The following is a 25,568-nucleotide window of genomic DNA, read 5'->3' on the forward strand; positions in this document are numbered from 1 at the left end:
AGTCAGCCAGGACAAAAAATGGTTACAGGCTTAAATCAAAAGGATCGTGGTGTTAAGCGATATGCCGTTTTGGTATTCGTATTTGGCGTTGTGCTTACCGCATTTATTACACATATCGTCTATGGAGGACAAAAACAGCTAGCCGACTCAAATTTTGAATTTTTAACAGAGAATCAAACCGAAAATATAAAAGAGCTCGTCATGCTCGATGTAAGCTTTATAGGAGCAGGAGCTAGCTTTTATCATGCGACCCAACCCAGTGCGTGGGATAATTTCTCGAGTTTCGCGGAGCCTTTGGTAGACAGTTCAAAAAGTCTCATTGCTATGCAATGGATGAAAAAGGTTTATCCAGAGCAGCTAGACACTCATATCAAACGAGTGCGAGAGCGCTTTCCTAGTTATCAAGTGTATACCGTTCCCAAAGATAAGCCGCGTGTTGAAGGTTACATATTAGAAAATGATGAACCTATTTATGTGGCGAGTGATGTCTATCCCGTTAACGAATCAAACCTCAGAGCTTTGGGTTATTACTCTTCCCGAGAGCGTGTTCGTCGCGTTATAAGAAACACCACGGAGACGGGAGAGCCAAGTCTTTCGGACAAGATTCGACTACTCCAGGATGGGTTCGACCGCTCTTTGCCCAAAGAGGGGATGCTAGTTTATGTACCAGTATTTGATGCTGGCACACGCTCCCTTCGTGGTGTCGTGATTGGCGTAATCAGAATCACAGTATATTTTGAGCAAATTGTCAATCGTACAGCGCTAGGAAAAGATGTAGGGATTCGTGTTGTCGATCTTGGGTTTGATGCGGAAGATGACCCAATACTCTATCAAAACGACCTTTGGGATGCTTTGGATGAACCATCAAAAGATGTCATCATCGACCTTTACGATCGTCAGTGGCGCATTCAGTTTAAACACGATGCCGGAATCACAAAGAACGATAAGTTAATTCTCTTCTTTGTGATGACAGGTGGTTTGTTGATTTCACTGTTGCTCGCTTACGTTGTTTATCTGATGCTTAGAGAGCAGCGCAGACTCGCTGTGATTGTGAACCGCCGTACAAGAGATCTTCAATACCTCGTAGAGCGAGACCCTTTAACAGAGGTTTATAACCGACGCGCATTCAATCGTTTGACTGACTACCACGTCTCTTGTAACAAGCCGTTCTCACTGGTGATTATCGATGTCGATCAATTTAAAGGAATCAATGACAAATATGGTCATGTAGCGGGTGACGAGATACTGATGCAGGTTGCAGCGTATATCAAAGATAAGCTGTATCCGGATGACATGTTATTCCGTCTAGGAGGCGATGAGTTTGCCGTTATTAGTCGATGCATCGATTATACGACGCTACAAAAGTATATTGCGGATATTTGCGTGGAAGCCTCTCAGCTAACCTGGAACTCGATAGATCCATCTTTCACTTGTACGCTAAGTATCGGAGCTGCCGTCTATCGTGGTGAAACTATCGAACAGTTGATCAATAGGGCAGACGAGCAGCTGTACATTAGTAAGGCGAATGGTAGAAATCGAGCCAATGTTGCTTGAATAAAGAGCGATCGGTAATGTGCCTGTCGAGCTTTTGTTTTGAATACGCTACAATTTCGCGGTGTTAATTACTGTTTACTAAGTCGCTATGAATTATAACCGAGTCGTTTGTTTTGATCTTGAAATGTGTTGCTGGAACGTCGATGGCGTTGGTACAACAGGTGAAATCATCGAAGTTGGCTTGGCTGAGATCGATTTGGTGAAGCAAGAAGTCGTAAAGCGTGCTCAGTACTATGTAAAACCCGAGAAAGATGAAGTGTCGTTGTTCTGTACAGAGCTGACAGGTATTACCCCGAGAAAAGTTGAGAAACAAGGGCGACCACTTGAGTCAGTGATACAGTCAATGGTTAAGAACTTTGGTGGTCCCAATAAGATCTATGCTTCTTGGGGACGCGATGATGATATTTTGCGTCTTGAGTGTGAAGCTAAAGGGATTGAAATGCCTTTCAAGGAGTTTGTGAACTTAGCCACGTTGTACCGTATTCAAAACCGACTAAAAGACAAGCGTATAGGTCATAAGGCCGCTCAAGAGCAGAAAGGAATTGAGTGGGAAGGGCGTCAGCATTCAGGATACGTCGATGCCTATAATCTCGCCAAGCTTGCTCTGACGATGCTTTAATCTTGTTAGCCTCTTTCTAGCTTTGCAGAAGAGGCTAACCATTAAAATCCTAGTCTTTATCGACAACCTGTATTTTGGCGCGTATGAACTCGCTATGGTCAACATAAAGCAGCTCCGCAACCTTTCTGATAACAGAATCCTCCAACGGATCAATCACACCGTCTGCATTAGCCACTTCCCACATCGCTTTAATTAATTCAAAACGTCGTTCTTGGCTAAGTTCCCTTAAGCTAGAGGTAAAATCATAAAGTGACGCTGAGTTTTGGGCTTGCTCTTGAGCTTGGTCGAGTAGGGTGACGGCTTCTGCATCCGTCAAGCCGAGCATACGCACTACCAACTGACGCTTCGCTTTCTCTTCCTCTGCATCTACTTGATAGTCAGCTTTAGAGACTTCGCACAGCAAGGAAGCAATGGCGAGGTTGGGGCTGACACCCTGAGCTTTGGACAGATCATCCCCTTCAATAAGCTGTTTAAATAAAGAAGTAATTGAGTTGAACATTGGCGTACCTACTTTTAAGGGTGTTACTTAACTACATAGTGCTATGTGCGCGAGATCACAAGTAGTTAGAGTCTAATCTTCTGAATTAGTTTCAGGAAAGACGGTTTCTGAGCCATCCCCATGAAGTACGGCGACGTAAGCAGGTTTGCCAAAAGGGTCTAGCTTCACCAAACCAACGCCAGATTTATTCACTAATCGATTGTGATCGCTTGGCTCTGGCTTACGTTTGAATATCTTCAAGCGTTTACGCTTAGTAAACCAGTTGAGCGGTGAGCGAGGGGTATATAGCCATTTATCTAAGGTGTCACAAACCGTAAGCAATGGTTCTGGAAACTCATTCTTTATACCACTGCATGTAATTTGATAAATATGGGAGTCGGTTTGTTTGAACCTCAGCTTTACGTCATAGACAAACGAATAGTGAACATCGCCAGACAGAATGACAAAATTCTCGGGCGTTTTACTGTGAGTAAAAATCGACAGCAATGTGTTGGCACTTCCTGGGTGCGCCATCCAGTTCTCAGCATCAATGATCAGTGGATTGCCAAGCTTGGTCGCCATAGCTTGTAGCGTCTCAATAAATTTCACACCAAACATTGGGGCTGGAGAAACGACAACGACAGAGTCAAACCCAATCAACTCTTGTTGAAACTCAACCATCGCCTCCCAATCCATAAGCCCTGACGGTTTGTTCATCTTAGACTCGGAGCGCCAGCGCCGAGTACGGGTGTCAATAACGATCACTTTTGGGTGGCTTTCTAAGGTGTAGTGCCATTTTTCGTATCTTAGAAGCTGCTGTATCAATTCATCATGCTGATCGTTATCCAGCATTGCCTCGCTAACCGGATTGTTTGGGAATAAGGTGATTAATTCTTGTTTCCAGTCGGAATGCATCTGTTCTGGATGATTTCCCCATGCTTGGAAAATCAGATAACTCACTAAAGCATTACCTATGATTCGCTTAGAGAAAGCATTTTCATACGCGGCTTTTTCCCAGCCAACCGTTAGGTTCCAGTCATCTGTGACGTCATGGTCGTCGAAAATCATGTAAGTAGGAACATGAGCTAGTAGTCGTCGAACCTTTGATAAATCGGCGACGAACCCCCCTAGTGCTTGTTGCTCTGATAGCCACTGTTCGCGATGCGAGGGGCAGATGTCATTGCCGCTTAACTTTTCGAAACCAACGAGATGCCATAACTCTGGGGACCAAGTAAGAAGGTACATCGCGATGAACTCAGACAGAGTAACCAAATGGTTATCACATTCTCGTGAACTGAAAATGGCGGTTTGTTGGGAGTTTAATAAGTTCTTGAGTCGACTACTGGTATCTTGATACTTAGGTAAGAGTTTATCTCTTTCATAAAGTCCAACTTCGCCACTGTGAAGCAACGAACTGTCTGCAAGCGAGCTTTGGAGAAATTCTTCGTTAGGTAATTCCAGAAGCTTAATGACTTTATGAATACACTGAAGAGTCGGCCCGGCGATGTGGTCAGCGTATATTTGATCACCAGTGAGTAGCAGGATATCGGGACGATCAGTCAATTGACCGTCTTTTACTTTACTTTCAATGCGCTCGTCTAACTTTGCAAGACTATCTGGACTTGGGTGGTGTGGGTTTCTACAGGAGCCATGAATGATATAGTCTGCGGTGTCCGTGAGTTGAACATCGACGCGTTGGTTATCGGCATAAAACATATTCTTGGGAAGAGCGGAACGATTTGATGCCAAGTCGACGATGTCGTAGTGAAGCTTATCGTACGCTTCAAAAGAGTGTTGTAAATAGAATTGGACTATCCAAAGCTTAGGACTTAGCTGCAATATCTGAGGTTCAGGTATCGTGTAGGAATGTTTACCGAACTCACCAGATACAGAAACAGACAAAGACTGCGGTGAAACTGACGTCGCAAACCAAAGTGTCAGCTCACGTTTGTTTGTTCGGCGAAGAACTGGACCTGCAAGAAGATGGGGTAGTGTCGTCATGACTATCCTTGTTACTTTTTGTTTTCTATTTGCGGTTATGCACTTTTGTCGAGTACAGCTTCCTCATTTTCCATTTGCTCTAGTAATTCTATAAAGTCAGAGCTACTTGCCTCATGCCCAATCACAAAGAAACCTGTCAGTGCGTCTAGTAGTTGAGACGTGTTACTACTTTGTTCAACGATTTCTTCCAATCTGCGGCGAAGTAGTTCAACCTCATGCTCAACAAAACCACGCGCCTCTTCATCAGAAGATGCTTCATCAGGAGCGTTGTCAAACTCTAGAAATAACAGTTCGTTATCGAGTTCTGTATTGACTAATCGTTCAGGAAGCCACTTTTCACCAGTAACGACATGAATATCACTGTCAACAGGCAGACTATTAAGGATGTTTTTTAATTTTTCTACTTTCACGATTGGTCTAAATAGTGGAAACTATGCCATTGATAACTGTTGGTTATTTATTGAGCTGTATCGGATAATCACAGTTAGGTGACATAATAAGTGTAATAACAACATAATATAACAACTCTTCTCTTAAGAGATAGCGTTGTAAGCGAAATTGGCATTAGCCTTACAAGTTAGGCTATTTACCATCCCAAACACGTGCTCTCGACCCTTTTTTTACTGATTGATAACATTTCCAGTTGGAGAAACTGCAAGACATGATTAAGAAAAATCTCGCGCTAGCGATTACGGCAACCATGATGGCAACGTCCATTGCACAAGCCGAAGAGTCTGCGCAAGAAGCGGAGTGGGGTATTGCAGCAGTTTGGCGTACAGCCAACATCCCTTTTGATACAAAAGGCGGTGATGCTACTGTAAGTACTTTCATTCCCATGATGTTCTTTAAGAACGACTATGTCTTTCTTGACGGTACCATGGCAGGTGCCCACCTCTATAAAACGGATGATAAACAATTAGAGTTCAACGCGATAACGCGTATGCGATTCATCGATATCCCTGAAGATGAACAAAATGCCGTTGGTGGTGATACCGCTGATTACGGTCTGCAAATGCGTTATAACTTTGACCCTGTGTGGCATTATGACGCGGAGTTGATGACGGATGGTGACAATCGTTTCCATGCTAACTTCCGCCTACAAGGTTTGTTGGACTATGGCGACCTCGAAGTTCGTCCTAATGTCACTTTGCGTTTCAAAGATGCTGACTTTAATACTCAGTACTACGGCACTTACCGTGATACGGTCGACAACCTATCTGGTGGTGTCGATTACGCGATGGGTGTTGATGCGCGTTACCACGTCACATCAAATTTGTACCTATTAGGTGCAACGAATATTCGCATGCTGGATAACGCGGCGTATCACTCCTCAGTGGTCAAAGAGCGCTTTGAAGGCGAAGTCTATGTCGGTTTCGGTTTCTTTAATGAAAAGAAAAAGAGCACGTCTAAAGCCAAGCAAGTAAGCCGTGACATCAGCACTAAGCCTTATGTGAGAGTGGCACACGGTTGGGCTTCACCGTCAGACATGGGTGACATTCTTACTTTTAAAGGTAAACGTGACCCATATAACAACCAGGTGACTTCGGTGTTCTATGGACACCCACTTACTGATGAACTGTTTGGTTTACCTCTTGATATCTACTTGAGTCCGGGTATTGCCCATCACTGGAACTCGGAAGTACAAGACTCAGGTACCGAATTTGTTACGCTTATCAAAGCCTACTACACCATTAACTGGCCAGTGAAGATGCGCTTGGGTGTAGGTAATGGTTTATCGTATATCGATAATATTACGTATATCGAACAGTCAGAGATGGATAAGAAAGAGAAGCGTGCAAGTCATCTGATGAACTACATCGATATCTCCTACGATCTTAGCATTGGTTCTCTGATTCGTAAGCCAGAACTCGAAGACTTGTGGCTTGGTTACTCTTTGCACCACCGCAGCGCTATCTTTGAAGCGTCTTCGCAGTTTGGTCGTATCAAGGGCGGCAGTAACTACAGTACGGTTTACCTGCAGTACCACTTTTAAGAATTATTGAACAATAGCTCCGCGAAATGCGGAGCTTTTTGTATCCGCCCGAGTTAACCCACATCCACTACCTGTGCTACAATCGCGCCAGTTTTAATAAGAAAAAATACTAGGGAATGTTTTGACTTCCTCTCATGATTCCAATCAGCCAGCACAAGCGAAAGCCAACAATGCACAGTCTCTAAAACGAGCACTAAAAGACTGCATGATCCGCGATCGTTTTCGTTTAAGTAAGCGCATCGCTGGCGCATCAAAAATTAAGAAACCAGAAGCTCAAGCCGCCGTATTCGATGAGATCGCTGCGGACATTGCTAAATCGATGATGGACGCAGAGCAGCGTGCTGCGCAATCACGACATATCGAATACCCTGAATTACTGCCTGTTAGCCAGAAAAAAGACGATATCGCAAAAGCGATTGAAGAAAATCAGGTTGTTATCGTAGCGGGTGAGACGGGTTCAGGTAAAACCACCCAGTTACCGAAAATTTGTTCAGAGCTTGGTCGTGGTAAATTCGGGCTTATCGGTCATACACAGCCACGACGACTTGCTGCACGCTCAGTTGCCAACCGTATCGCGGAAGAGATGGAAACCTCGCTAGGCGAGTTTGTGGGTTATAAAGTTCGATTTAACGACCAGATCTCAGGCAACACACAAATTAAACTGATGACGGACGGTATTCTGCTGGCCGAAATTCAGCACGACCGTTTTCTCAATCAATATGACACCATCATTATCGATGAGGCGCACGAACGCAGTCTAAACATCGATTTTATACTTGGTTATTTACGCGAGCTGTTGCCTAAGCGTCCCGATCTTAAAGTCATCATTACCTCGGCAACAATTGACCCAGAACGATTCTCAAAACACTTCAACGATGCACCAATTATTGAAGTGTCCGGTCGTACTTATCCCGTTGAAACTCGCTATCGTCCACTTCGCGGCGATGATGACAGTGACCGAGATCAGTTAGAAGGCATCTTTGAAGCAGTCGACGAGCTGTGTGACGAAGGGCTAGGCGATATCTTGATCTTTATGAATGGTGAACGAGAGATTCGCGATACCGCCGATGCCTTGGGTAAGCGCAACCTTCGTGATACGGAAATCGTACCGCTCTACGCGCGCTTGTCTGCTGGCGAGCAGAACAAGATCTTCCAGCCTCATGCGGGTCGACGAATTGTCCTAGCGACAAACGTGGCTGAAACCTCGTTAACGGTGCCTGGGATTAAATATGTGATTGACCCTGGTACTGCACGCATAAGTCGTTATAGCTACCGTACTAAGGTACAACGTCTTCCAATCGAGCCTGTATCACAAGCAAGTGCAAATCAGCGTAAAGGTCGTTGTGGTCGTGTGGAAGAGGGGATCTGTATTCGCTTGTACTCAGAAGAAGATTTTGAGTCGCGCCCAGAATTTACCGACCCAGAAATTCTGCGTACCAACTTGGCCTCTGTTATTTTGCAGATGACGGCGCTTGGATTAGGCGATATCGAGGCGTTTCCTTTTGTGGAAGCACCAGACAAGCGTAACATCCAAGATGGTGTTCGTTTGCTTGAAGAGCTCGGCGCGATCAACGATAAAGCCAAAGATCCTAAAAAGCGTCTCACGCAGATAGGTCGCAAGCTAGCGCGCCTGCCTATTGATCCTCGTCTGGCGCGAATGGTCATTGAAGCACCGCGTTTGGGTTGTTTGAAAGAAGTCATGGTTATCGCGTCGGCACTGTCGATTCAGGACCCGCGTGAGCGTCCGAGTGACAAACAGCAGTCTTCTGATGATAAACATCGTCGTTTCTTCGATAAAGAATCGGATTTTCTAACGTTTGTAAATCTATGGGACTACATCCAAAAACAACAAAAAGCGTTATCAGGCAATCAGTTCCGTAAGCAGTGCAAACAAGACTATTTGAACTATTTGCGTGTTCGTGAATGGCAAGATGTCTATTTCCAAATCCACCAGGCTATGCGCGAAATGGATGCCAAGCTAAACCAAGAGCCGGGCAGCTACCAAGCAGTACATAGCGCATTACTGGTTGGCTTGTTATCGCATATTGGTGTTAAAGACCAAGAGAAGAATGAGTATCAAGGCGCTCGTAACGCACGTTTTCACATCTTCCCTGCCTCTGGTTTGTTTAAGAAGCAACCTAAGTGGATTATGTCTGCGGAACTGGTGGAGACCTCTAAGCTTTGGGGTCGAATTATCGCTAAGATCCAACCGGAATGGATTGAGCCTCTAGCAAAACACTTAATTAAGCGAAGCTACAGCGAACCTCATTGGTCTAAAAAACGCGCTGCAGTAATGGCTCATGAAAAAGTGATGCTTTATGGAGTGCCAATTGTACCGAAGCGCTTGGTCAGCTATGGCGCAATTGATCCTGTCATCAGTCGTGAGCTGTTTGTGCGTAGTGCTCTGGTAGAAGGTGACTGGGAAACAAAACACGCATTCTTTAAACAAAACCGAAAACTTCTACAAGAAGTCGAAGAGTTAGAACATAAGTCTCGCCGTCGAGATATCTTGGTCGATGACGATGAGCTGTTTGATTTTTACGATCAGCGTGTTGGAACCGAAGTGGTATCCGGGCGACACTTTGATACTTGGTGGAAGAAAGCGAGCCAAGCCAATAAAGAGCTGCTTAATTTCGAGAAAGAGATGCTGTTTAAAGGTGACGCTAGCCATGTTACCGATCTCGACTATCCAAACTTCTGGCATCAAGCTGGTTTCAAACTCAAGCTGAGTTATCAGTTTGAGCCTGGAGAAGATAACGATGGTGTCACTGTTCACATACCACTGCCGATTTTAAATCAGATCGATCAAGATGGATTTGACTGGCAAATCCCTGGCCTGCGGCATGAATTGGTGGTCAGTCTTATTAAAGCGCTACCTAAGACACTTCGTAAGAATTTCGTTCCAGCACCAAACTACGCCGACGCGTTTTTGGCAAGAGCGAAGCCAATGGAAGCGCCACTGCTTGATTCTCTGGAGAAAGAACTTCGTCGTATGACCGGAGTTGAAGTGTTACGTGATGACTGGAATCTAGACCAGTTACCTGAACACTTGCGCGTTACGTTCAGAGCGGTCGATCACCGTAACCGCAAGCTTAAGGAAAATCGCGATCTTTACGAGCTAAAAGAGGGTTTAAAAGACAAGGTTCAAGCGACGCTTTCTAAAGTTGCTGATGACGATATTGAACAGCAAGGTCTGCACACATGGAGCTTTGGTGAACTGCCGAAAGTCTATTCTCAAAAGCGTGGTGGGTTTGATGTCAAAGCTTATCCAGCGCTAGTTGATAACAAAGACAGTGTTGAGATCAAGCTGTTCGAAACAGAAGCAGAGCAAGAGCAGGTGATGAAAGAAGGGCAACGTAGGTTGTTACTTCTGAACGTGCCATCACCGATCAAGTACCTGCACACCAATTTACCGAATAAGTCGAAACTTGGTCTGTACTTTAACCCTTACGGCAAAGTACTCGATCTGATTGATGACTGTATAGATTGCGGTATCGATAAGCTTATAGAAGGTCAGGGCGGACTTGTTTGGGATTCAGATAAGTTTGAAGCATTAAAAGAGCATGTAAGAGGTGAGTTAGGTGATACGGTGGTTGATATTGCTCAGCAAGTTGAAACCATTCTAACTACCGCATTCAACATAAATAAAAAGCTTAAGGGGCGTGTAGACTTCTCGATGGCGTTTGCACTGTCTGACATTAAGGCGCAAATAGAAGGTTTGATCTTCAAAGGTTTTGCGACTGAATGTGGCTGGAAACGACTTCCAGACATTCTGCGCTACTTGAAAGCGATTGAAAAACGGATGGAAAAACTGCCGATCGACCCGAATCGAGATCGCATGCACATGCTTAAAGTTGAATCGGTAACACAAGATTACAAAGAATTGCTGAACAAGATCCCGAAAGGTATGAAAATACCAGAGAACGTTAAAGAGATTCGCTGGATGCTCGAAGAGTTGCGTGTCAGTTATTTCGCTCAACAACTCGGTACCCCGTACCCGGTATCAGACAAGCGTGTACTAAATGCGATAGACGCGTGTTAAGCCGGAATTGTTGAGTTTACTCAAAATTTTTGATCTATGTCTCTGAGAAACATGAAGGTTTTACCAAAAATTAAAACTTATCGGTTTCTCACGAGATATAGTGTGTGATATATAAGGCTCCGCGGTGGCTTTGATTGGATTCGCCGCATTCTATTAAACAAGAAGGTTACAAATGAAAAAGACACTTTTAGCGCTTGCGCTTGTTGGTGCCTCAACATCTGCGTTCGCTGATGCTTGGTTGTACGGTGGTGTTTCAGCTGGTCGTGCTGAATACAATGGTAATAGCGATACACCAATGGGTTTCCATGTTGGTACTGGTATCCTACCAATCATCGGTATTGAAGGTGGTTACTGGAAGCACGGTAATTACGATATGACAGCTAACGACGGTGCGACTGGTTACGCTGAACTGGGTTCTTGGTACGCAGCGCTTAAGCCAAGTATCGATATTGGTCCAATCCAGCTTTATGCGAAAGGTGGTCTTCACTACTACAACGCAGACTACAAAGGCAGCTTGAACGGCAGCGATAGCGGTACTGACATCATGTACGGTGTGGGTGCTGAGTACTTTGTAACTGACATGCTTTCAATCGGTGCAAGCTGGCAGCGTTTTAACGGCGTTAAAACGACGTTCTCTGGAGACAAAGATCTAGATAGCTTTACTATTAACGCGACTCTTCACATCTTCTAATCATTGTCAGATGAGTTATTGAAAGCGACCTTTTAGGTCGCTTTTTTCGTTTTGGAGCAATTATTTGCTTGTGTTAGTTGGAATCATGAGTGGCACCAAATAAGCCACTACAGATAGCGCGAACGCAGATGCGCCTCGAAGAATTTGGCGTCCAAGACGTCTCCGGTCGCTTGTTTGACCAATGAGTCGGTTGATAACAAGCTCGCTTTACTCCAGATGTTTTCAGACAACCAAGTAAATATCGGTGTGAGGTCTCCAGATTTAATGGCGTCATCAACATTCACAGTTTGTTTCATCGCTGCCATAAATTGAGCAGCATACATCGCACCCAGTGTGTATGACGGGAAGTAACCGAACGCGCCATCTGTCCAGTGAACACTATACCCAATCAACTTGAAGATGCAGGCTTGAACACCTGAAAATTATCATTGATTCGAGACGTCAGCGAGCCTGCAATCTCTGGAAGAGTCACCGTAAAGAATTGGGTAATGGCTTCCTTGAAATCCCGTTTACTTTTGAAGTAAACGTTATTCCTTGACTTCTCGTTCATAACCTTCCAAAGCCGCTCTATTGGGTTAAGATTCGGGCTGTAAGGTGGGAGATAATGCAGTTCAATATTAAGGACAAATGCCGCATCTCTGACTAAATCACTGCGGTGATATCCAGCTCCATCTAAGATGACATGGAGCTTGTGATTTAGCGGGTAGCTCTCTCTGAGTTTGCAGAAAAATCGAACCATGTTTTCACTGTTAATGCTGTCGTATTCGCTAACAATGGTCGCTCCAATATCTGATAGGTTCAGAGCACCAACAATGTTCAATCGGCTACGATTACCTGTTGTGTCCAGAACTTTACTTTGACCTGTACGTATCCAACCATGGGAGAGTTTGGTTGACAGTGTGGGGTGAACGGCATCGATAAACACTATCGATTCATCCTCGCCACAGCTTGCTTTCAGTGCTTCATAAGCCTCTATGAACGCTTGCTGTTTTTCCTCATCGAACTTATGTGGAACGCCTTTCGGCTGCTTGTAGCTGAAACCATTGTGATGAAGCCATTTGTTCATGCCAGGAACACTATAGTGAATCTGAAACCTTTCAAACACGTACGCAATAATCTCGGACGAATGGTGGTATGTATTTTCAGTTAGATGCTGAACCAACTCTTGGGTTTGCCGAGCCGATAGATAGCTTTGTGAACCGCCATTTTCAGGCTTGAGCTTGTTCGACTCTAGGTAATCTTTGATATGTTGTCGAACAGTGGATTCATGAATAAGAAGTGCGTCTGCAATTTCTTCGGGGCACCAACCATTACTCGCATGAATAACCGCTTTTATACGGTCACGAACTCGTCCGTCACGCGTTGTGCTGTGCTGGATTTTTAGTTCCTGCTTTTGTTCATTGGTCAGAGTAATTTTCATAGTTGCTAGCATGATCCTCTATTCAGGAAAAATCAAGCGTCTTCAATGATCACGGGTATAAACACTAATTCCTTTCATTTTATTCTGCGTGGCTTACGGAATCTCGGCCACAAATGAGAAATTACTTTTTCTTGAAAAGTTCAGTATTTGCACGGAACTTTAATTGATGGAAGTGTGCAAATGGGCAGCTAACTGCGTTTGCTTTAGATATTCTCTGAAAGCCAGTTAAAGATGGATGAAAGATCACCACTGCGAATAGCAGCACCCACATAAACAGTTGCTTTCATTGATGCCATAAACTGAGCCGCATATATAGCGACTAGAGTGTAGAGTGGGAAATATCCGAATGCGCCTCTACAGTGTAAAATGTCAGTTGTACATTAAGACGTTGATTGCTTTGGAGTAAGTGGCTTTAATCGACAATCAGAACACGCTAAGCTTACCTGGCAAGGCAGTGGGGATTTGTGTGTTATCGTATACAGTTATATTTACATGGTAGTGCGAGAAGCCACGTTTTCTACTATGAATTTATCACAGGGTAGGTAGTAACATCATGGATGAACTTAGTGCTCTAGATCAGAAGATATCGGCTCTTAAATCAGAGCTGGCACTGCTTGAGAATAAACGGAAACAGCTTATTGCCTCGAAGAGTACCGAGTCTTCAGACTTTTGCAATACTATGTCACCTGAGCTAAAGATTGAGCTATTTCAACGCTACTTTCGTGGAAATTCCAGTTGCTATGGGGTTCGCTGGCAAAATAAACAAGGGCGTTCGGGGTATTCGCTTGCGTGCAATAATGAATGGCAGCAAGGGTTATGCAACAAGCCCAAAGTCAAATGTCTCGAATGTCCGAACCAATCATTCAAGCCTCTTGATAAAAAAGCCATATATGATCATTTATCGGGAAAATCTATTATTGGTATTTACCCTATGGATGCTGACAGTAACTGCTGGTTTCTAGCCGTTGATTTCGATAAGAAAGACTGGAAAGAAGCTTCACTGGCCTATGCTGAGGCATGCCGACGAAATGAGATAGACTTCCTGCTTGAGCGCTCTCGTTCAGGAAATGGTGCTCATGTATGGATTTTCTTCGACACTAGAGTGGATGCAGCCAGTGCGCGAAAGCTGGGCTTTATGCTACTTGATCAAGCTATGCAAATCCATGGTGCATTGTCGTTTGACTCCTACGACCGTCTTTTCCCCAATCAAGATGTATTGCCTGTAGCTGGAATAGGTAACTTGATAGCTCTGCCGCTTCAGAAGGGTGCAAGAGCAGATGGTAATTCTGAATTTATTGATGGAGAGGCTTCATCTTATCAAGATCAATGGCAAATACTGGCCTCAACCGAAAAGTTGACAGTTGCTGCCCTGACAAAGCTCGTAACGTCTTATGATTCAAATCAGTCTTCTGATAATGATACAGCGGATTCCACACAGCCGCCGTGGGAGAGAAACTTACCAGCAACTTCTTCGGTTGTATCAGGATGCCCAGACAGTATTAATATAACGTTGGCGAACAGAATCTATATCCCTATCGAAACATTGCCAAATGCTCTGATTGCCAGGTTAAAAAAGCTGGCATCTTTTTCGAATCCTAAGTTTTTCAAAGCTCAGGGACTACGACTGTCTACGAACGGAATATCCAGATATATATCGCTGGCAGAAATCGATGGTGAATACCTTGTACTGCCAAGAGGCTGCGTTGATGATATTTGCGAATTACTCGAACAGTATGACATCAGTTTATTTGTTGATGATAAAAGAAGATCAGGAAGTCGACTTAGCAGCATCAAGTTCAGTGGCGAACTTAGGAAGGAGCAAAAGAAAGCGGTGGAAACGGTTTCTAAGTTTGATATTGGCGTTTTGCATGCGCCTACAGCATTTGGCAAGACCGTAACAGCAATCGGCCTGTTGTGTAAAAGAAAGGTCAATACTTTAATTCTTGTTCACAATAAGCAACTCGTAGAGCAATGGCAGGAAAGGCTAAGGGCATTTACGACAGGTGTTGAGGTAGGGGTGATTACAGGCTCAAAGAAAAAGCCGACAAAGGCTGTTGACGTGGCAACCTATCAAAGTCTGCTTAACCGCAGTGACAATACGGTGAATCCTGTTGTCCATGTATATGGCCAGATCATCATAGACGAATGCCACCACCTGTCTGCACCGCAGTATGAAAGACTATTGGGTGAGGTTCACGCTAAATACGTATTGGGAATTAGTGCGACGCTGGAGCGTAGAGATGGTCATCAGCCAATAATTTTTATGCAGGCAGGGAGGGTAAGACATACCATTGCTTCGTCCAGTTCAGTGAAGTTTATTCAATCCCTTCAAAAGAAGGAGGTTCTTTTCGAACCACCGCTTCAACTAACAACTCAAGACCCTCGGCCACATATCGCGGATGTGTATAGATGGTTGATTGAGCATGAAATGAGAAATCTGCAAATCGTCAGTGACATTGAAGCAGAAGTGGAACAAGAGCGCGTTCCTATCGTTCTTACAGAACGTCGAGAGCATGCGAAATTGCTCAGTGAGATGCTAACCCAGAGGAAAATTCAGAATGAGGTGTTAGTTGGAGCAATGAAAAAGAAAGATCGCGATGAGGTTAATCAAAAGCTAGCGACGACTCAGGTTTTGGTAGCAACTGGGCGGTTTATCGGGGAGGGTTTTGACCTACCTAGACTTGACACTTTAGTACTGGCATTGCCAGTATCCTGGAAAGGAGCGCTTGTTCAGTATGTCGGTAGAATACAGCGGGAGTATGATGGTAAGGCGGAAATCCGCGTTATCGATTATGTAGATATGAAAGTCCCAATGTTGGCAAAAATGTATACCAGGCGCAGTCGTGGATACAAGGCATTGGGTTTCGATGAGGGTGTGTTTGATGTACAAGAGAAACTGTTTACTGAGTAAAGCACGCTTATTCTAAGGGTATTTAAAGGAGTCCCTGTGTATAGTGATGAAAAACTAGCCGAACTGATCTGCCATGAAGAGATGATAATGGAAGGATTGGATAAGAGTTTCTGGCGTTTTATTAAGCTGCCTTCACCCCAGATATGGGAGCACACAACCGAAAACGTGGAGGAGTATTCATGGGTGCTCGCGATTGTCGGTCAACACTGTATTTATTTTGATGGTGAGAACTGTAACTATTCTATTGCCCAGTTCAATAACTACTGGGAGATTGGTAAAGTAAAGCGAGAAGATGAAAATCTCCATGAACTCATAACAGGGATAGTACGGTCCCGATTTGCACGACTCTAGAAGAACCAGAGCAGAAATATACTGATCTTAAACGGTTGCGCATTACTGCAAAAAATTCACTACCAACACAGAGCCAATGATGAACATCCAACACATATTTGACGAGCTGGAATCAGCCACAGATTTCGAGCTGTTTCGGTTAAAATCAGCAATTGAAAAAGTGCTTGAAGACCCAGAGAGGACGACTGTTTTAAAAAGAAAAATTCAAGTGGGGATGGCTGTTGAATATTTTTGCACTGAGCGTAACAAAGCGGTGCTTTGTACAGTTCTGAAGGTAGGACGCAGCCGAGTATCAGTCCGTGAGCAAGATACTGGGCAGCAATGGTCGCTTCCTTTTTATTTCCTCAATCTAGACCATGTTGAAACAACCTTGGTATCCAATAAAGCAGTGGGACTGTCAAAAGCTGAGTTAGCGATTGGTGAAACGGTAGGTTTTATCAATAATAAAGACAACCAAGAGTACATTGGTCAGGTGTCGAAGTTAAATCCGAAGAGGGCAGTTGTATTGGTAAACAATACTGCCTGGACTGTTCCTTACTCAATGCTGTTTCCCGTATTGACTTCTGAAGCAGGTGAATCAAAGCAAACGCTATTGTTGGCTGAACGAGATTAGCTATGTTGGTTTTTAACTGCACAAAAGCGGCGGCAGAGCACTTTTCTTTCGTCTTTGATAGGAAAAAGAGGTCTTGTTTGGAGCCAGCTCCTCACAGAACTATTGAGGAGTCAGTCCTGTTTCCTGTTTTTCCTGATGATGTAGATCCCAGAATCAATGATGGATTTCAATGGCAGTGGGTGGTGGACTGCGCCTCAATTAAAAAGAAAAAGTATATGCTCGTGATGGATTACGCTTCCCGATATTGCGTGATATTTCCAGCAGAAGCCCAAGGAAATGAGATGGGATTTTTAGATGCGTTTGAAAATCAGTTGAAGGCGAATTTCCGTTATTGGGCTGATAAGCATCAGATGACAGTTGAACAGGGCAGCGATTACATCCAAGGCTATGATATGCAGTGCCAGACCAGCTGGTTTCATCAAAGAGGTGATAGAAGTGTGCAAGCTCATTTAAAAGAGGTGAAGTGGCACCTTGAAGCTGTGTGCGCTAAAGAAGGAGCGATTACCAAACCTATCGATTGCGTGTACTTTAGTGTAACTGCATCGGGTATACCTAGAACTTGCAAAGGTGAGAAAAATCATTTTTTTGCTCATGAGCGCTTTTTCTCTTTTTGGCTGGCTAATTTTAATCTTGATGCGATTATTGAATCGTGTGATGGTGAAGTTGTACTACATTGATAGCGACAGAGATATCCTACATGCAAGGCTTCTATAAAATATCGGATAGTGCCTATGATGTTACCCGATCGCTTGCATTCCTCCCTCTTATGTTTGGAAGGCCTGAATTCGATAGTTTCCTTCTAGGAAAAAGACATGTACTCAGTGTAAAAACAGAGTACATGTAAGTAACCTAATTAGAGGTAACGACTTTTTAAGTGAGCTTTAAAGTGTTCAGGATTTAACGTTTCACCAGTGGCGGACATGACCAGTTCATTGGTTGTTAGTAAGCTGCCTTTACTCCAGATCTTGTCATGCAACCATTTGAAAATTGGTGATAAATCACCATCTCTAATATTTTTTTCTACATCCAAAGCTTGCTTCATTGATGCCATGAACTGAGCAGCATACATAGCCCCTAACGTATAGCTTGGGAAATATCCGTAACTTCCATCTGTCCAGTGGATATCTTGCATGCAGCCATCTTTGTAATTGTCTTTAGTAGAAAGACCAAGATATTGCTGCATCTTTTTATCCCATAGCTCTGGAATATCTTTGAAGGAAATCTTGCCGTTCATAAGGTCACGCTCGATTTCATAACGTAAGATAACGTGAGCAGGGTAGGTCAACTCATCGGCATCTACACGAATGTAGCCTGGTTGTACGCGTGTGTAGACCTTTTGAAGGTTTTCTGGTTGAAATACCTGCGCATCATTCGACGTAAAGTGTTTTTGTGCGAGTGGAGAAAGGTGAGCAATGAAGCCCTCACTACGACCTAACTGCATTTCAAAAAATAGCGATTGAGATTCATGAATACCCATCGAGCGTGCTTCACCTGCAGGTAACCCAGAAAGCTCGGCTGGTAGCCCTTGCTCATAACGCGCGTGACCGGTTTCGTGTACGATTCCCATCAGTGATTGAACGAAATCAGATTCATCGTACCTCGTTGTAATCCTGACGTCTTGAGGGACACCTCCGCAGAATGGGTGTGAGCTAATATCGAGGCGACCATGGTCGAAATCGAAGTTAAGCAACTTCATTACATCCAAACCAAGCGCGTTCTGTTCTGCCGTCGCGTAGCGCTCGTTTGGCAAATAGACGGACTCGGATTTTTGCTTCTCAATGACTTGTTGAGTAAGGCTAGGCAGCCATGATATTAAGTCACCAAACAAGGTATCGAGCTGTTTAGAATTGACTCCGGGCTCATAAATATCAAGCATGGCATCATAAGGCGTTAATCCAGACTGCTCAGCTCGAATCTGCGCTTCTTGCTGAGATAGATTGACGACTTCTTCAAAGTTCTTACAAAACCCCGTCCAGTCGTTCTCACCACGCTGCGTCCGCCATGCATGCTCGCATTTCGATCCAGCGAGAGACTTAGCTTTCACTAGATCTTCCGGGACAACTGTTTTTAAGCGCCACTGACGTTTCATCTCTGCCAAGCTTGCCTGCTGCTTGGCATCTAAGTTGTCTGATTCTGCTTTATCAAACCATTCGCCTAATTGAGGAGCCGTCGATAATTGATGGATATGAAGAGAAAGTTGCGCCATCGCTTCTGAACGTGCCTGGTTGCCACCTGATGGCATCATCGCGGCAGCGTCCCAGCCGCAGATAGCCGAAAGATGACCAAAATTGGCAATGGTTTTAAAGTGCTCAACGAGTTTATTGTAGTTTTCCATGTCTGTGACCTGTCGTTAGAACTATGGCTATACGTTAACATTAACAATAGGTTGCGAAAAGAATAATGCTATCAAGTTGTAAAATGTTGATGGCTTTTTAATACGCATTGGAGCAGAATCAGACTATTGTTCTACTTTTGCCCTTATCCATATGCATATTCTCAATTTCGAAGCCTTTTTAATCGCGATCACGATTCTTACTCTCACCCCCGGTCTTGATACGGCTTTGGTGATCAGAAATACCACAAGAGGTGGTTTTCATGATGGTGCGGTGACGAGCTTAGGGATTTGTCTCGGTCTATTTGTCCACGCAAGCTTTTCGGCGCTCGGAATCTCGGTGATACTGACTCAGTCTGCGGAGTTATTCACCTTGGTGAAAAGTGTAGGGGCGGCATACTTAATTTGGTTGGGTATTTCGAGTCTTCGATCGTTAAAAAATGCCTCTGCAATGTCAATCAGCGAAGGGCGTGAGCAACGAGTTCAAGGAAAGCGTTCTTTGAGAGAGGGTTTTCTTTCTAATGTTTTGAACCCGAAAACAGCCGTGTTCTACTTAGCGTTCTTGCCGCAGTTCATTAACCCAGAGTACTCACCGCTTGTACAATCAATGGTTATGGCGAGTATTCATTTTATCATCGCGATGGCATGGCAGTGTGGTCTGTCAGGAATGCTTAATTCAGCTAAATCGTTATTGAAAAGCTCTAAATTCATCCGTTGGATGGAAGCAACGACGGGCTTGGTTTTGGTTGGACTAGGGGTAAAACTGTTGTTGGAAGAGCCGACTATTTAACGTCTAGACAGTCGGCTAGGAAGCTTAGCTTGATCGAGTATCGATAGCCTGCTCAAGTGAGCGCTTAGTGCGCAAAAATTGATGCATGGTGACAGAAGAGCCTTTTAACAGGTATCTATCGAAACATTGATAGTAGTGGTCGCCATCTTCCATTTGCTTACAGAAGTTTCTCGCTTCTGTGTTGTGATGGTGTAGATCTTTTTCAGATGCAAACTGATTGTGAGACGCGCAGCCTGCCAAGATAAGTAACATCGCTAGTGAACAAGTGATTCGAAACATTTTAATCCAATAGAAGTTAAACGCTTGTTGTATTGTAAGAATCCAATGATTGTTTAGTTACCATTTCACGACACAAGTTCCATTAAGCCCCAGCTTTTTTTACCCAATGGAGCAAATATTGTGCTAATTCTGTGGGTGAGTCCGCTGGAAGATCATGCGCGTCACTATCAAAGGGAATATGGGCGACTTTCCAAGCTTCAGCGATACGTTTTCCCGCTAAACTATTCACTAATTTATCGTCATTGCTTGTGATAACTTGAGTAGGGCATGACGGAGAGTTTTCCGGTCCCGCAAACCGAGCAGCGGCGAAAAGCTGTCTGAGCGCGTTGGAGAACTTAACGGGATGCTTTTCATTTAAAGCCAGGTGATACGAAAGTATGCTCGGATTGAGAACGTGGTTTGGATAGGTGATATTTAGTATGGTTTTTTCAAATGCCTGAGAACCGCGAAGCTTTGAAATTAGGAGTCTAGGAATCTCTTTTAGATTAAAGCGTTCGTTAATTGGGCTGAATCGAGCGAAACTTGGATTGATAAGAGTTAAGCTAGCCACCTTTTGAGGAACTTGGTGTGCCCAGCATGAACCCAGCATTGATCCCATTGAAATGGCAATGATATGGTAACTGCCTATATCAGGTGGCAATTGCTCTATGACAGCGTCCAACATTTGCTCTATTTGTAGAGGGCTTATTTCCTTATACAGGTCTCCGTTACCGGGTACGTTAGGTGTGTAAATGTGCAAATCCGGCTCAAGCTCCTTTAATGCTCCAACCAAAAAATGCCAGTGTCCTGCTTCCCTGAGCAAGCCTCTAACTAAGACGATGGGTACCATAAATTCGTCGCTTTCCTTGTCAATTTCTCTTGCTGCTTATCTGTAATATTGAGCAAAAGGTCGTTGCTGAGCACCTGCATCAAGTAGTTAAGCAAGGTACTGTGTCGCCTCTCGACACGTTTTATTCTGTGTGGTTTGGTGGGGTGAAATAACTGACTAAAGCTCAGTAATTGCATAGGGTTCTTCTTAACCCAAAGCCATGACCCTAACTCTAGCGTCAGTGGCACAAAGGGGGAGGTGGAGTCTTTGTAATGCTCTAAATGCATCCAATCCCAAAAATCTCCGTGTGTGGTGTATTGATGCCACTGAGGCTCAAACTGATAGAGTTTGTAATGTGGGTAGCTCTTTCTGAACACTGAATAGAGCAGATAAAACTCATGGAGGTTGTTAGGTGGCCGTTTGTGATGCGCAAAAGGAAACCATAAGCGATCTCTGGTACCAAAACCGCTGTGTAGGTCTAGTACGATGGTCGCTGACGACTGTCGTGCAAGGTTGAGTATGCATGTTGATACGGCAGTGAGTTCCCGTTCCATCTCTATTGGATTGCCTCGATACCAAGGAAGCTTAGAGCTTATTGATTGCCCCGCATACAACTGATAGCGAGGGTTGGTAGAGTGGACTGGGGCATTGCGCATCAAATCCACGCCTCTATGGTTTGAGCGATTTTTCAATGCAACACCCCATGGGTTGACGACTGGGATAGAGATGATTTTTATAGTGTCTAAGGTTTCCTGTATTTGCTTGTCCCACTCGACACGCCTTAACAAGCTTTTCAGAAAAGACAGAATGATTTGGCTTCCAATTCGCTCAACGCCGTGAATAGCACCAGTTAAAACAAGGCAAGGTGCAGAAGGCTTGTCTGTGCCCAATGAAAGCATTTGTACTGGAAACTCATGTTGACCATGCTTGATGTACGCGAGCGTTGTCAGCGACAATTCATCGTAGCGCTCAGCGTACGTTTCAATGTGTTCTAGTTCTTTAGGCGTTGCGACAAACATAAATAAACTCAGTGTTTTAAGCTAAGTTTAGAGAGTTTTGTTGCTACTAATGTGAACAATTCATGTCAATCGCGCGTCGTCGTAATCATCCAATAAAAAAACACCGAGCTTCATGCTCTAATGCCGTTCACTTAAGGTGAGCGGCATTGTTTTTTCTAGGGTATCGGCATGGTTTTTTCTTCACTACTCTAGGGAAGGATCTTTCCCGTCTTGGCTCTAATATTAAACTCTCGCTTATTGAGTAAAAGTTCTGGAGTTGCCTAGGTATTGCTCCTGGTGACGAATATGGAAGGCCTACTAGTAAGCGCATAATATGGGCTAATGCACCGTTGAAGCTTAGTTGGTATGGCAGGTAATCTCCATTCAACGTGTGACACATTTGAACCATTTGATACCTGACCAAGTTATACGTTAGCAAGATCCCCCATAGCTCCTGCTTCACTAATTCTGGAAGTCGACTTCTTAGTGTAAGTCGGTTGCCAAGCATATATTGTTTTTGTTCTCTGTATCCGAGCTCAATTTCCCAGCGGTATCCATAAAGACCAACTATGTCTGACTTTGGGTAAAGCATCGGGTCGGTCATTGAGGTAAGAACATCATATGACTTGCCATTCTTGACCTTCGTGATTAGACGGACAACAACTTCTCGTTCTAGCGTTGGCCATTTCTTGCGAGCTTGCGGATTACTCTTCAGTTTAATGAGTTTATCTTGTCGACCAAGGGACTGAACGACTTCGTAATTTAATCCCTTTTTCATTGGGATGAGCCAATGTCGATTTACACCTTTAGCGCTCCACTCTTGAAGTAACCCAAGAGAGTAAAAGCCTTTATCGAAAAGGGTTAGACTGTTATCGGGAGTCGTTTCTATTAGTTGCTCGGCCAGCGTCATTTCATTCACGGTATAACAGCCGAAAGCGCTGCCTGTTATTAGATGACTGCTTAGTTCCATCTGGCACACCATACGTAGCTGAGGGTACTGTGTTTCTTTACCATCACGATTGGTAGGCTTTGCAAAAGCCTCGGCGTTATCATTAGTATCTTCTGTTCGCCACAAAACCCCATCAACACCAAGCAGTGTGAGTCCGTTCCAGTTGGGTAGTCTTGCATGCTCAAACCAATGCCTTTGCGTACACTTAAATAGGGCTTTAGCCGCGGATTCACCGAGATTTTTTCTACGCTGTGTCAATGCACTCGGGGCAACAAACGGTTTACCTGAACGGTCGACAATATCAAGCATATTGGCGATATCAGCCATAGATTTGTGGTTATAAATAGCCATTCCGACCAAAAGCCATGCCATCGATTCCAAAGTCAGTTTTCGCTTTCTAAGAGTGACTGTGTCTGTCAGCTCATAGGCATCTTTGATTAGCTCAATCGGTAGGAGGTCTGCGAGAGTTTCGACTTGATTCGGTTTGTAGTTATTTATGATATCGAGGGCTTGAGAAACGTGCATAAAAAAATCCGATAAACAGGGTCTATCGGATTTTTACACACTGGAGGGATCATTCAATTGATCTGCCGATTAATGTTTAACTGATCGGCATTAGAGCTTCATGCTCGGTGTTTTTTTATTGATGTTTTTACATTGGCTTTTTACCAACACCAAAATTCTCTTTTGGTTTAAGCGTGATCTTACCAAAACCAAGCTTTTTGAAGTGATTGTCGCGATAGTTGCGAACCGCCTTGGTGTCAGAAATGGCTTCGATTTGCTGTTCCATTTTAAGGAACTCTGTCAGGTCGATACCTTCTGCTTCTGCTACCGCCTCATGGATATTACGGTGCTGTTGATAAGAAAACGTTAGTGTTTTCTCTTCGTTTTTGTATTCGTAGATGATGGTACGCGCCATGGTGTTACCTATTGTATTTGATGCCTGACAAATCTAAGCGCTAGATTCTGCCTTGAAGCGGGATGATTGTCACGCTTTCACCGGGTTTTACTGTATCGATGTGTGGAGCTATCTCTATCAGACAGTTTGCTTCGCTCATCGAACGCAAGATGCCTGAGCCTTGCTTGCCTGTCGTTTTAACCGAAAGTTGCCCGCTCTCTTGGTCCACTTCGTACACGCCACGACTGAACTCAGTTCGCCCCTGGCGAGAACGCAACGATTCTGTCGCAATGGCTTGAACTTTAAGTGGAGCGAAGTTATGTACACCTTGCATCTTCTTAATTGCAGGCTCAACAAAGTTAATAAATGAAACCATTACCGCAACAGGATTACCTGGAAGTCCAAAGAACGGAACCCCATTAATATCGCCAAACGCAAGAGGACGACCTGGGCGCATATTGATTCGCCAAAAATCTACGCTGCCGCGCTTCTCTAATACGTTCTTAATAAAGTCCGCGTCACCAACCGACACGCCACCAGAAGTAATCACTAAATCAGCGCTCTCACTGGCTTCGACAATAGCATGCTCCATCACACTCTCGTCATCCTCTAAAATGCCGAGATCAACGATATCGCAGCCTAGCTTTTTAAGCATAGCCATGATGGTGAATCGGTTCGAGTCGTAGATAGAGTTTGCCTGTAACGGTGTACCTGGAGCTTGAACTTCATCTCCAGTAGAAAAAACAGCGACACGAAGCGCTCGTTTAACCGTCACCGAATCCATACCCAAAGAGGCTATCATGCCTAATTCAGGCGCTTGAAGTAAGGTTCCGGAAGTAAACACAGCTTGTCCAACGGCTAAGTCTTCACCAGCTTGTCTCACGTTCTGACCTGTTTTGATCGCTGCATCGCCAAAGCCAACTGAATTACCATCTACCAGTGCTTGTTCTCTCATCACGACCGTGTCAGCGCCAACTGGCATAGGAGCCCCGGTCATGATCTGCACTGCTTGACCTGGCTCTAACGCTTTGTCATATCCGTGTCCTGCCATCACACTTGCTACAACCTCGAACTGGGTACGATGGTTGTCAGCGCCAATAATCGCATAGCCATCCATCGCCGAGTTGGTATAAGCCGGTACATTGATTGGTGAACTAATGTCATCGAGCAAGACTCGTCCGTATGCCTCTGTGATTGTCACTGTTTCTGACGCACTAATCGCTTCGACTGCATTTAGGATTTTCTCTTGCCCTTGTACAACAGAAAGAAACGCTGGAGATAAAGTATCGCAGCATTCGGCAGCATTTGCTTTTGGTGTTTCTTGCTTTTGCACATAACCCAGAATGAAGGTCTTAATCGCATTGAGATCATTGATACTCATGGTTGGAAGTTCAACATCGAGTTCACTGTCTGATGCAATAGCAATAATGTTGTCGTCACTAGGGTGAAGCCAAGGTTTACCCACTTCTTGTCGGTTTAATTCAATCTTTGGAAACGCGATGTTTTTGCATCCTTCCACTAGGATCAAATCGAGTGCCTTATGGTCAAATCGAGATAATAAGTATTCGAAGCCAGCTTCGGAATCTGGTGTTTCCGTCATAAGCGCGTGGCGATAGCGTGAAGAGATCAACATTTGGCTCGCGCCCGCTTTGCGAAGGCGGTAACTGTCTTTACCGGGTTTATCCACGTCAAAGTTGTGATGAGCATGTTTTAGTACGCCAATACGTAATCCTGTCTCAGTTAACATGGGCAGCAACGCTTCGAGTAAGGTCGTTTTTCCGGTACCACTGTATGCAGCAAAGCCGAGTAGGGGGACGTTTTTGATGGACTTGATAGTCATA

At 44.3% G+C, this 25,568-nt stretch carries 22 protein-coding genes and 1 pseudogene; 10 read left to right on the forward strand and 13 right to left on the reverse strand.

Annotated features, from left to right (window positions below):
• The first annotated feature begins 18 nt into the window (after window positions 1-18).
• Both AC6I8U_RS07825 and AC6I8U_RS07830 read left to right on the forward strand, forming a co-directional pair.
• Window positions 19-1,554, forward strand: coding sequence for a sensor domain-containing diguanylate cyclase (locus AC6I8U_RS07825; RefSeq protein WP_498018252.1), 1,536 nt, complete (start codon window positions 19-21; stop codon window positions 1,552-1,554).
• Window positions 1,555-1,642: 88 nt separating this feature from the next.
• A complete protein-coding gene (locus AC6I8U_RS07830) occupies window positions 1,643-2,173 on the forward strand; it encodes a 3'-5' exonuclease (protein ID WP_234495981.1) in 531 nt (176 codons plus the stop codon).
• 49 nt (window positions 2,174-2,222) lie between these two features.
• Here AC6I8U_RS07830 and AC6I8U_RS07835 read toward each other — a convergent pair whose 3' ends face one another.
• The 3 genes from AC6I8U_RS07835 to AC6I8U_RS07845 all read right to left on the reverse strand — a co-directional run bounded on the left by AC6I8U_RS07835 (window position 2,223) and on the right by AC6I8U_RS07845 (window position 5,062).
• Entirely contained in the window at window positions 2,223-2,672 is a 450-nt protein-coding gene (locus AC6I8U_RS07835) for a tellurite resistance TerB family protein (RefSeq protein WP_042472910.1), read from the reverse strand.
• Window positions 2,673-2,744: 72 nt separating this feature from the next.
• Entirely contained in the window at window positions 2,745-4,652 is a 1,908-nt protein-coding gene (locus AC6I8U_RS07840; protein ID WP_498018253.1) for an alkaline phosphatase D family protein, read from the reverse strand.
• A gap of 35 nt (window positions 4,653-4,687) precedes the next feature.
• Entirely contained in the window at window positions 4,688-5,062 is a 375-nt protein-coding gene (locus AC6I8U_RS07845; protein ID WP_234495983.1) for a VC1380 family protein, read from the reverse strand.
• A gap of 251 nt (window positions 5,063-5,313) precedes the next feature.
• Here AC6I8U_RS07845 and AC6I8U_RS07850 point away from each other — a divergent pair, with 251 nt between their 5' ends.
• The 3 genes from AC6I8U_RS07850 to AC6I8U_RS07860 all read left to right on the forward strand — a co-directional run bounded on the left by AC6I8U_RS07850 (window position 5,314) and on the right by AC6I8U_RS07860 (window position 11,378).
• Window positions 5,314-6,645: a MipA/OmpV family protein gene (locus AC6I8U_RS07850; protein ID WP_498018254.1), complete on the forward strand. Its 1,332-nt coding sequence runs from the start codon at window positions 5,314-5,316 to the stop codon at window positions 6,643-6,645.
• Window positions 6,646-6,850: 205 nt separating this feature from the next.
• Complete coding sequence (gene hrpA / locus AC6I8U_RS07855; RefSeq protein ID WP_498018332.1) at window positions 6,851-10,687, forward strand: ATP-dependent RNA helicase HrpA; 3,837 nt, start codon at window positions 6,851-6,853, stop codon at window positions 10,685-10,687.
• A 172-nt stretch (window positions 10,688-10,859) separates the two neighbouring features.
• The gene (locus tag AC6I8U_RS07860; protein WP_252014513.1) at window positions 10,860-11,378 is read left to right on the forward strand and encodes an outer membrane beta-barrel protein; all 519 of its coding nucleotides are present in this window, start codon (window positions 10,860-10,862) and stop codon (window positions 11,376-11,378) included.
• 107 nt (window positions 11,379-11,485) lie between these two features.
• Here the strand turns inward: AC6I8U_RS07860 and AC6I8U_RS07865 are convergent.
• From AC6I8U_RS07865 to AC6I8U_RS07875, 3 genes and pseudogenes are all read right to left on the reverse strand, one after another.
• Window positions 11,486-11,755, reverse strand: a pseudogene (locus AC6I8U_RS07865) (carboxypeptidase M32); the annotation flags it as partial.
• Window positions 11,756-11,766: 11 nt separating this feature from the next.
• A complete protein-coding gene (locus AC6I8U_RS07870; RefSeq protein WP_498016718.1) occupies window positions 11,767-12,798 on the reverse strand; it encodes an IS630 family transposase in 1,032 nt (343 codons plus the stop codon).
• Between the two features lie 203 nt (window positions 12,799-13,001).
• Window positions 13,002-13,166, reverse strand: a complete 165-nt coding sequence (locus AC6I8U_RS07875; protein WP_498018333.1) for a hypothetical protein — start codon at window positions 13,164-13,166, stop codon at window positions 13,002-13,004.
• Window positions 13,167-13,351: 185 nt separating this feature from the next.
• On the opposite strand from AC6I8U_RS07875, the gene AC6I8U_RS07880 reads away from it, so the two are divergent.
• The 4 genes from AC6I8U_RS07880 (at window position 13,352) to AC6I8U_RS07895 (ending at window position 17,350) form a co-directional block, all read left to right on the forward strand.
• Window positions 13,352-15,709: a TOTE conflict system archaeo-eukaryotic primase domain-containing protein gene (locus AC6I8U_RS07880; protein ID WP_498018255.1), complete on the forward strand. Its 2,358-nt coding sequence runs from the start codon at window positions 13,352-13,354 to the stop codon at window positions 15,707-15,709.
• A 36-nt stretch (window positions 15,710-15,745) separates the two neighbouring features.
• Window positions 15,746-16,060 (forward strand): hypothetical protein, encoded by a 315-nt coding sequence (locus AC6I8U_RS07885; protein WP_498018256.1) that lies wholly within the window; start codon window positions 15,746-15,748, stop codon window positions 16,058-16,060.
• 76 nt (window positions 16,061-16,136) lie between these two features.
• Window positions 16,137-16,673 (forward strand): hypothetical protein, encoded by a 537-nt coding sequence (locus AC6I8U_RS07890; protein WP_498018257.1) that lies wholly within the window; start codon window positions 16,137-16,139, stop codon window positions 16,671-16,673.
• 2 nt (window positions 16,674-16,675) lie between these two features.
• Window positions 16,676-17,350 (forward strand): DUF6933 domain-containing protein, encoded by a 675-nt coding sequence (locus AC6I8U_RS07895; protein ID WP_498018258.1) that lies wholly within the window; start codon window positions 16,676-16,678, stop codon window positions 17,348-17,350.
• A gap of 176 nt (window positions 17,351-17,526) precedes the next feature.
• On the opposite strand, the gene AC6I8U_RS07900 is transcribed toward AC6I8U_RS07895, so the two are convergent.
• On the reverse strand, window positions 17,527-19,008 hold the full coding sequence (locus AC6I8U_RS07900; RefSeq protein ID WP_498018259.1) for a carboxypeptidase M32: 1,482 nt from the start codon (window positions 19,006-19,008) through the stop codon (window positions 17,527-17,529).
• 151 nt (window positions 19,009-19,159) lie between these two features.
• Here AC6I8U_RS07900 and AC6I8U_RS07905 point away from each other — a divergent pair, with 151 nt between their 5' ends.
• On the forward strand, window positions 19,160-19,795 hold the full coding sequence (locus AC6I8U_RS07905; protein ID WP_234495987.1) for a LysE family translocator: 636 nt from the start codon (window positions 19,160-19,162) through the stop codon (window positions 19,793-19,795).
• Window positions 19,796-19,819: 24 nt separating this feature from the next.
• Here AC6I8U_RS07905 and AC6I8U_RS07910 read toward each other — a convergent pair whose 3' ends face one another.
• The 6 genes from AC6I8U_RS07910 to AC6I8U_RS07935 all read right to left on the reverse strand — a co-directional run bounded on the left by AC6I8U_RS07910 (window position 19,820) and on the right by AC6I8U_RS07935 (window position 25,567).
• Window positions 19,820-20,074: a hypothetical protein gene (locus AC6I8U_RS07910; protein WP_234495988.1), complete on the reverse strand. Its 255-nt coding sequence runs from the start codon at window positions 20,072-20,074 to the stop codon at window positions 19,820-19,822.
• Between the two features lie 82 nt (window positions 20,075-20,156).
• Window positions 20,157-20,903 carry an alpha/beta fold hydrolase gene (locus AC6I8U_RS07915; RefSeq protein WP_498018260.1) on the reverse strand — a complete coding sequence of 249 codons (747 nt, stop codon included), beginning with the start codon at window positions 20,901-20,903 and terminating at the stop codon, window positions 20,157-20,159.
• Window positions 20,885-21,901, reverse strand: coding sequence for a DUF2817 domain-containing protein (locus AC6I8U_RS07920; protein WP_498018261.1), 1,017 nt, complete (start codon window positions 21,899-21,901; stop codon window positions 20,885-20,887). The genes AC6I8U_RS07915 and AC6I8U_RS07920 overlap by 19 nt, the downstream gene beginning before the upstream one ends.
• A gap of 127 nt (window positions 21,902-22,028) precedes the next feature.
• Entirely contained in the window at window positions 22,029-23,354 is a 1,326-nt protein-coding gene (locus AC6I8U_RS07925) for an IS4 family transposase (RefSeq protein ID WP_498016658.1), read from the reverse strand.
• A 127-nt stretch (window positions 23,355-23,481) separates the two neighbouring features.
• On the reverse strand, window positions 23,482-23,748 hold the full coding sequence (locus AC6I8U_RS07930) for a DUF2960 domain-containing protein (protein WP_042501483.1): 267 nt from the start codon (window positions 23,746-23,748) through the stop codon (window positions 23,482-23,484).
• Window positions 23,749-23,788: 40 nt separating this feature from the next.
• The gene (locus AC6I8U_RS07935) at window positions 23,789-25,567 is read right to left on the reverse strand and encodes a bifunctional molybdopterin-guanine dinucleotide biosynthesis adaptor protein MobB/molybdopterin molybdotransferase MoeA (protein ID WP_498018262.1); all 1,779 of its coding nucleotides are present in this window, start codon (window positions 25,565-25,567) and stop codon (window positions 23,789-23,791) included.
• Between the last annotated feature and the right edge of the window lies 1 nt (window position 25,568).

Source organism: Vibrio sp. KUL80 (genome assembly GCF_059725495.1).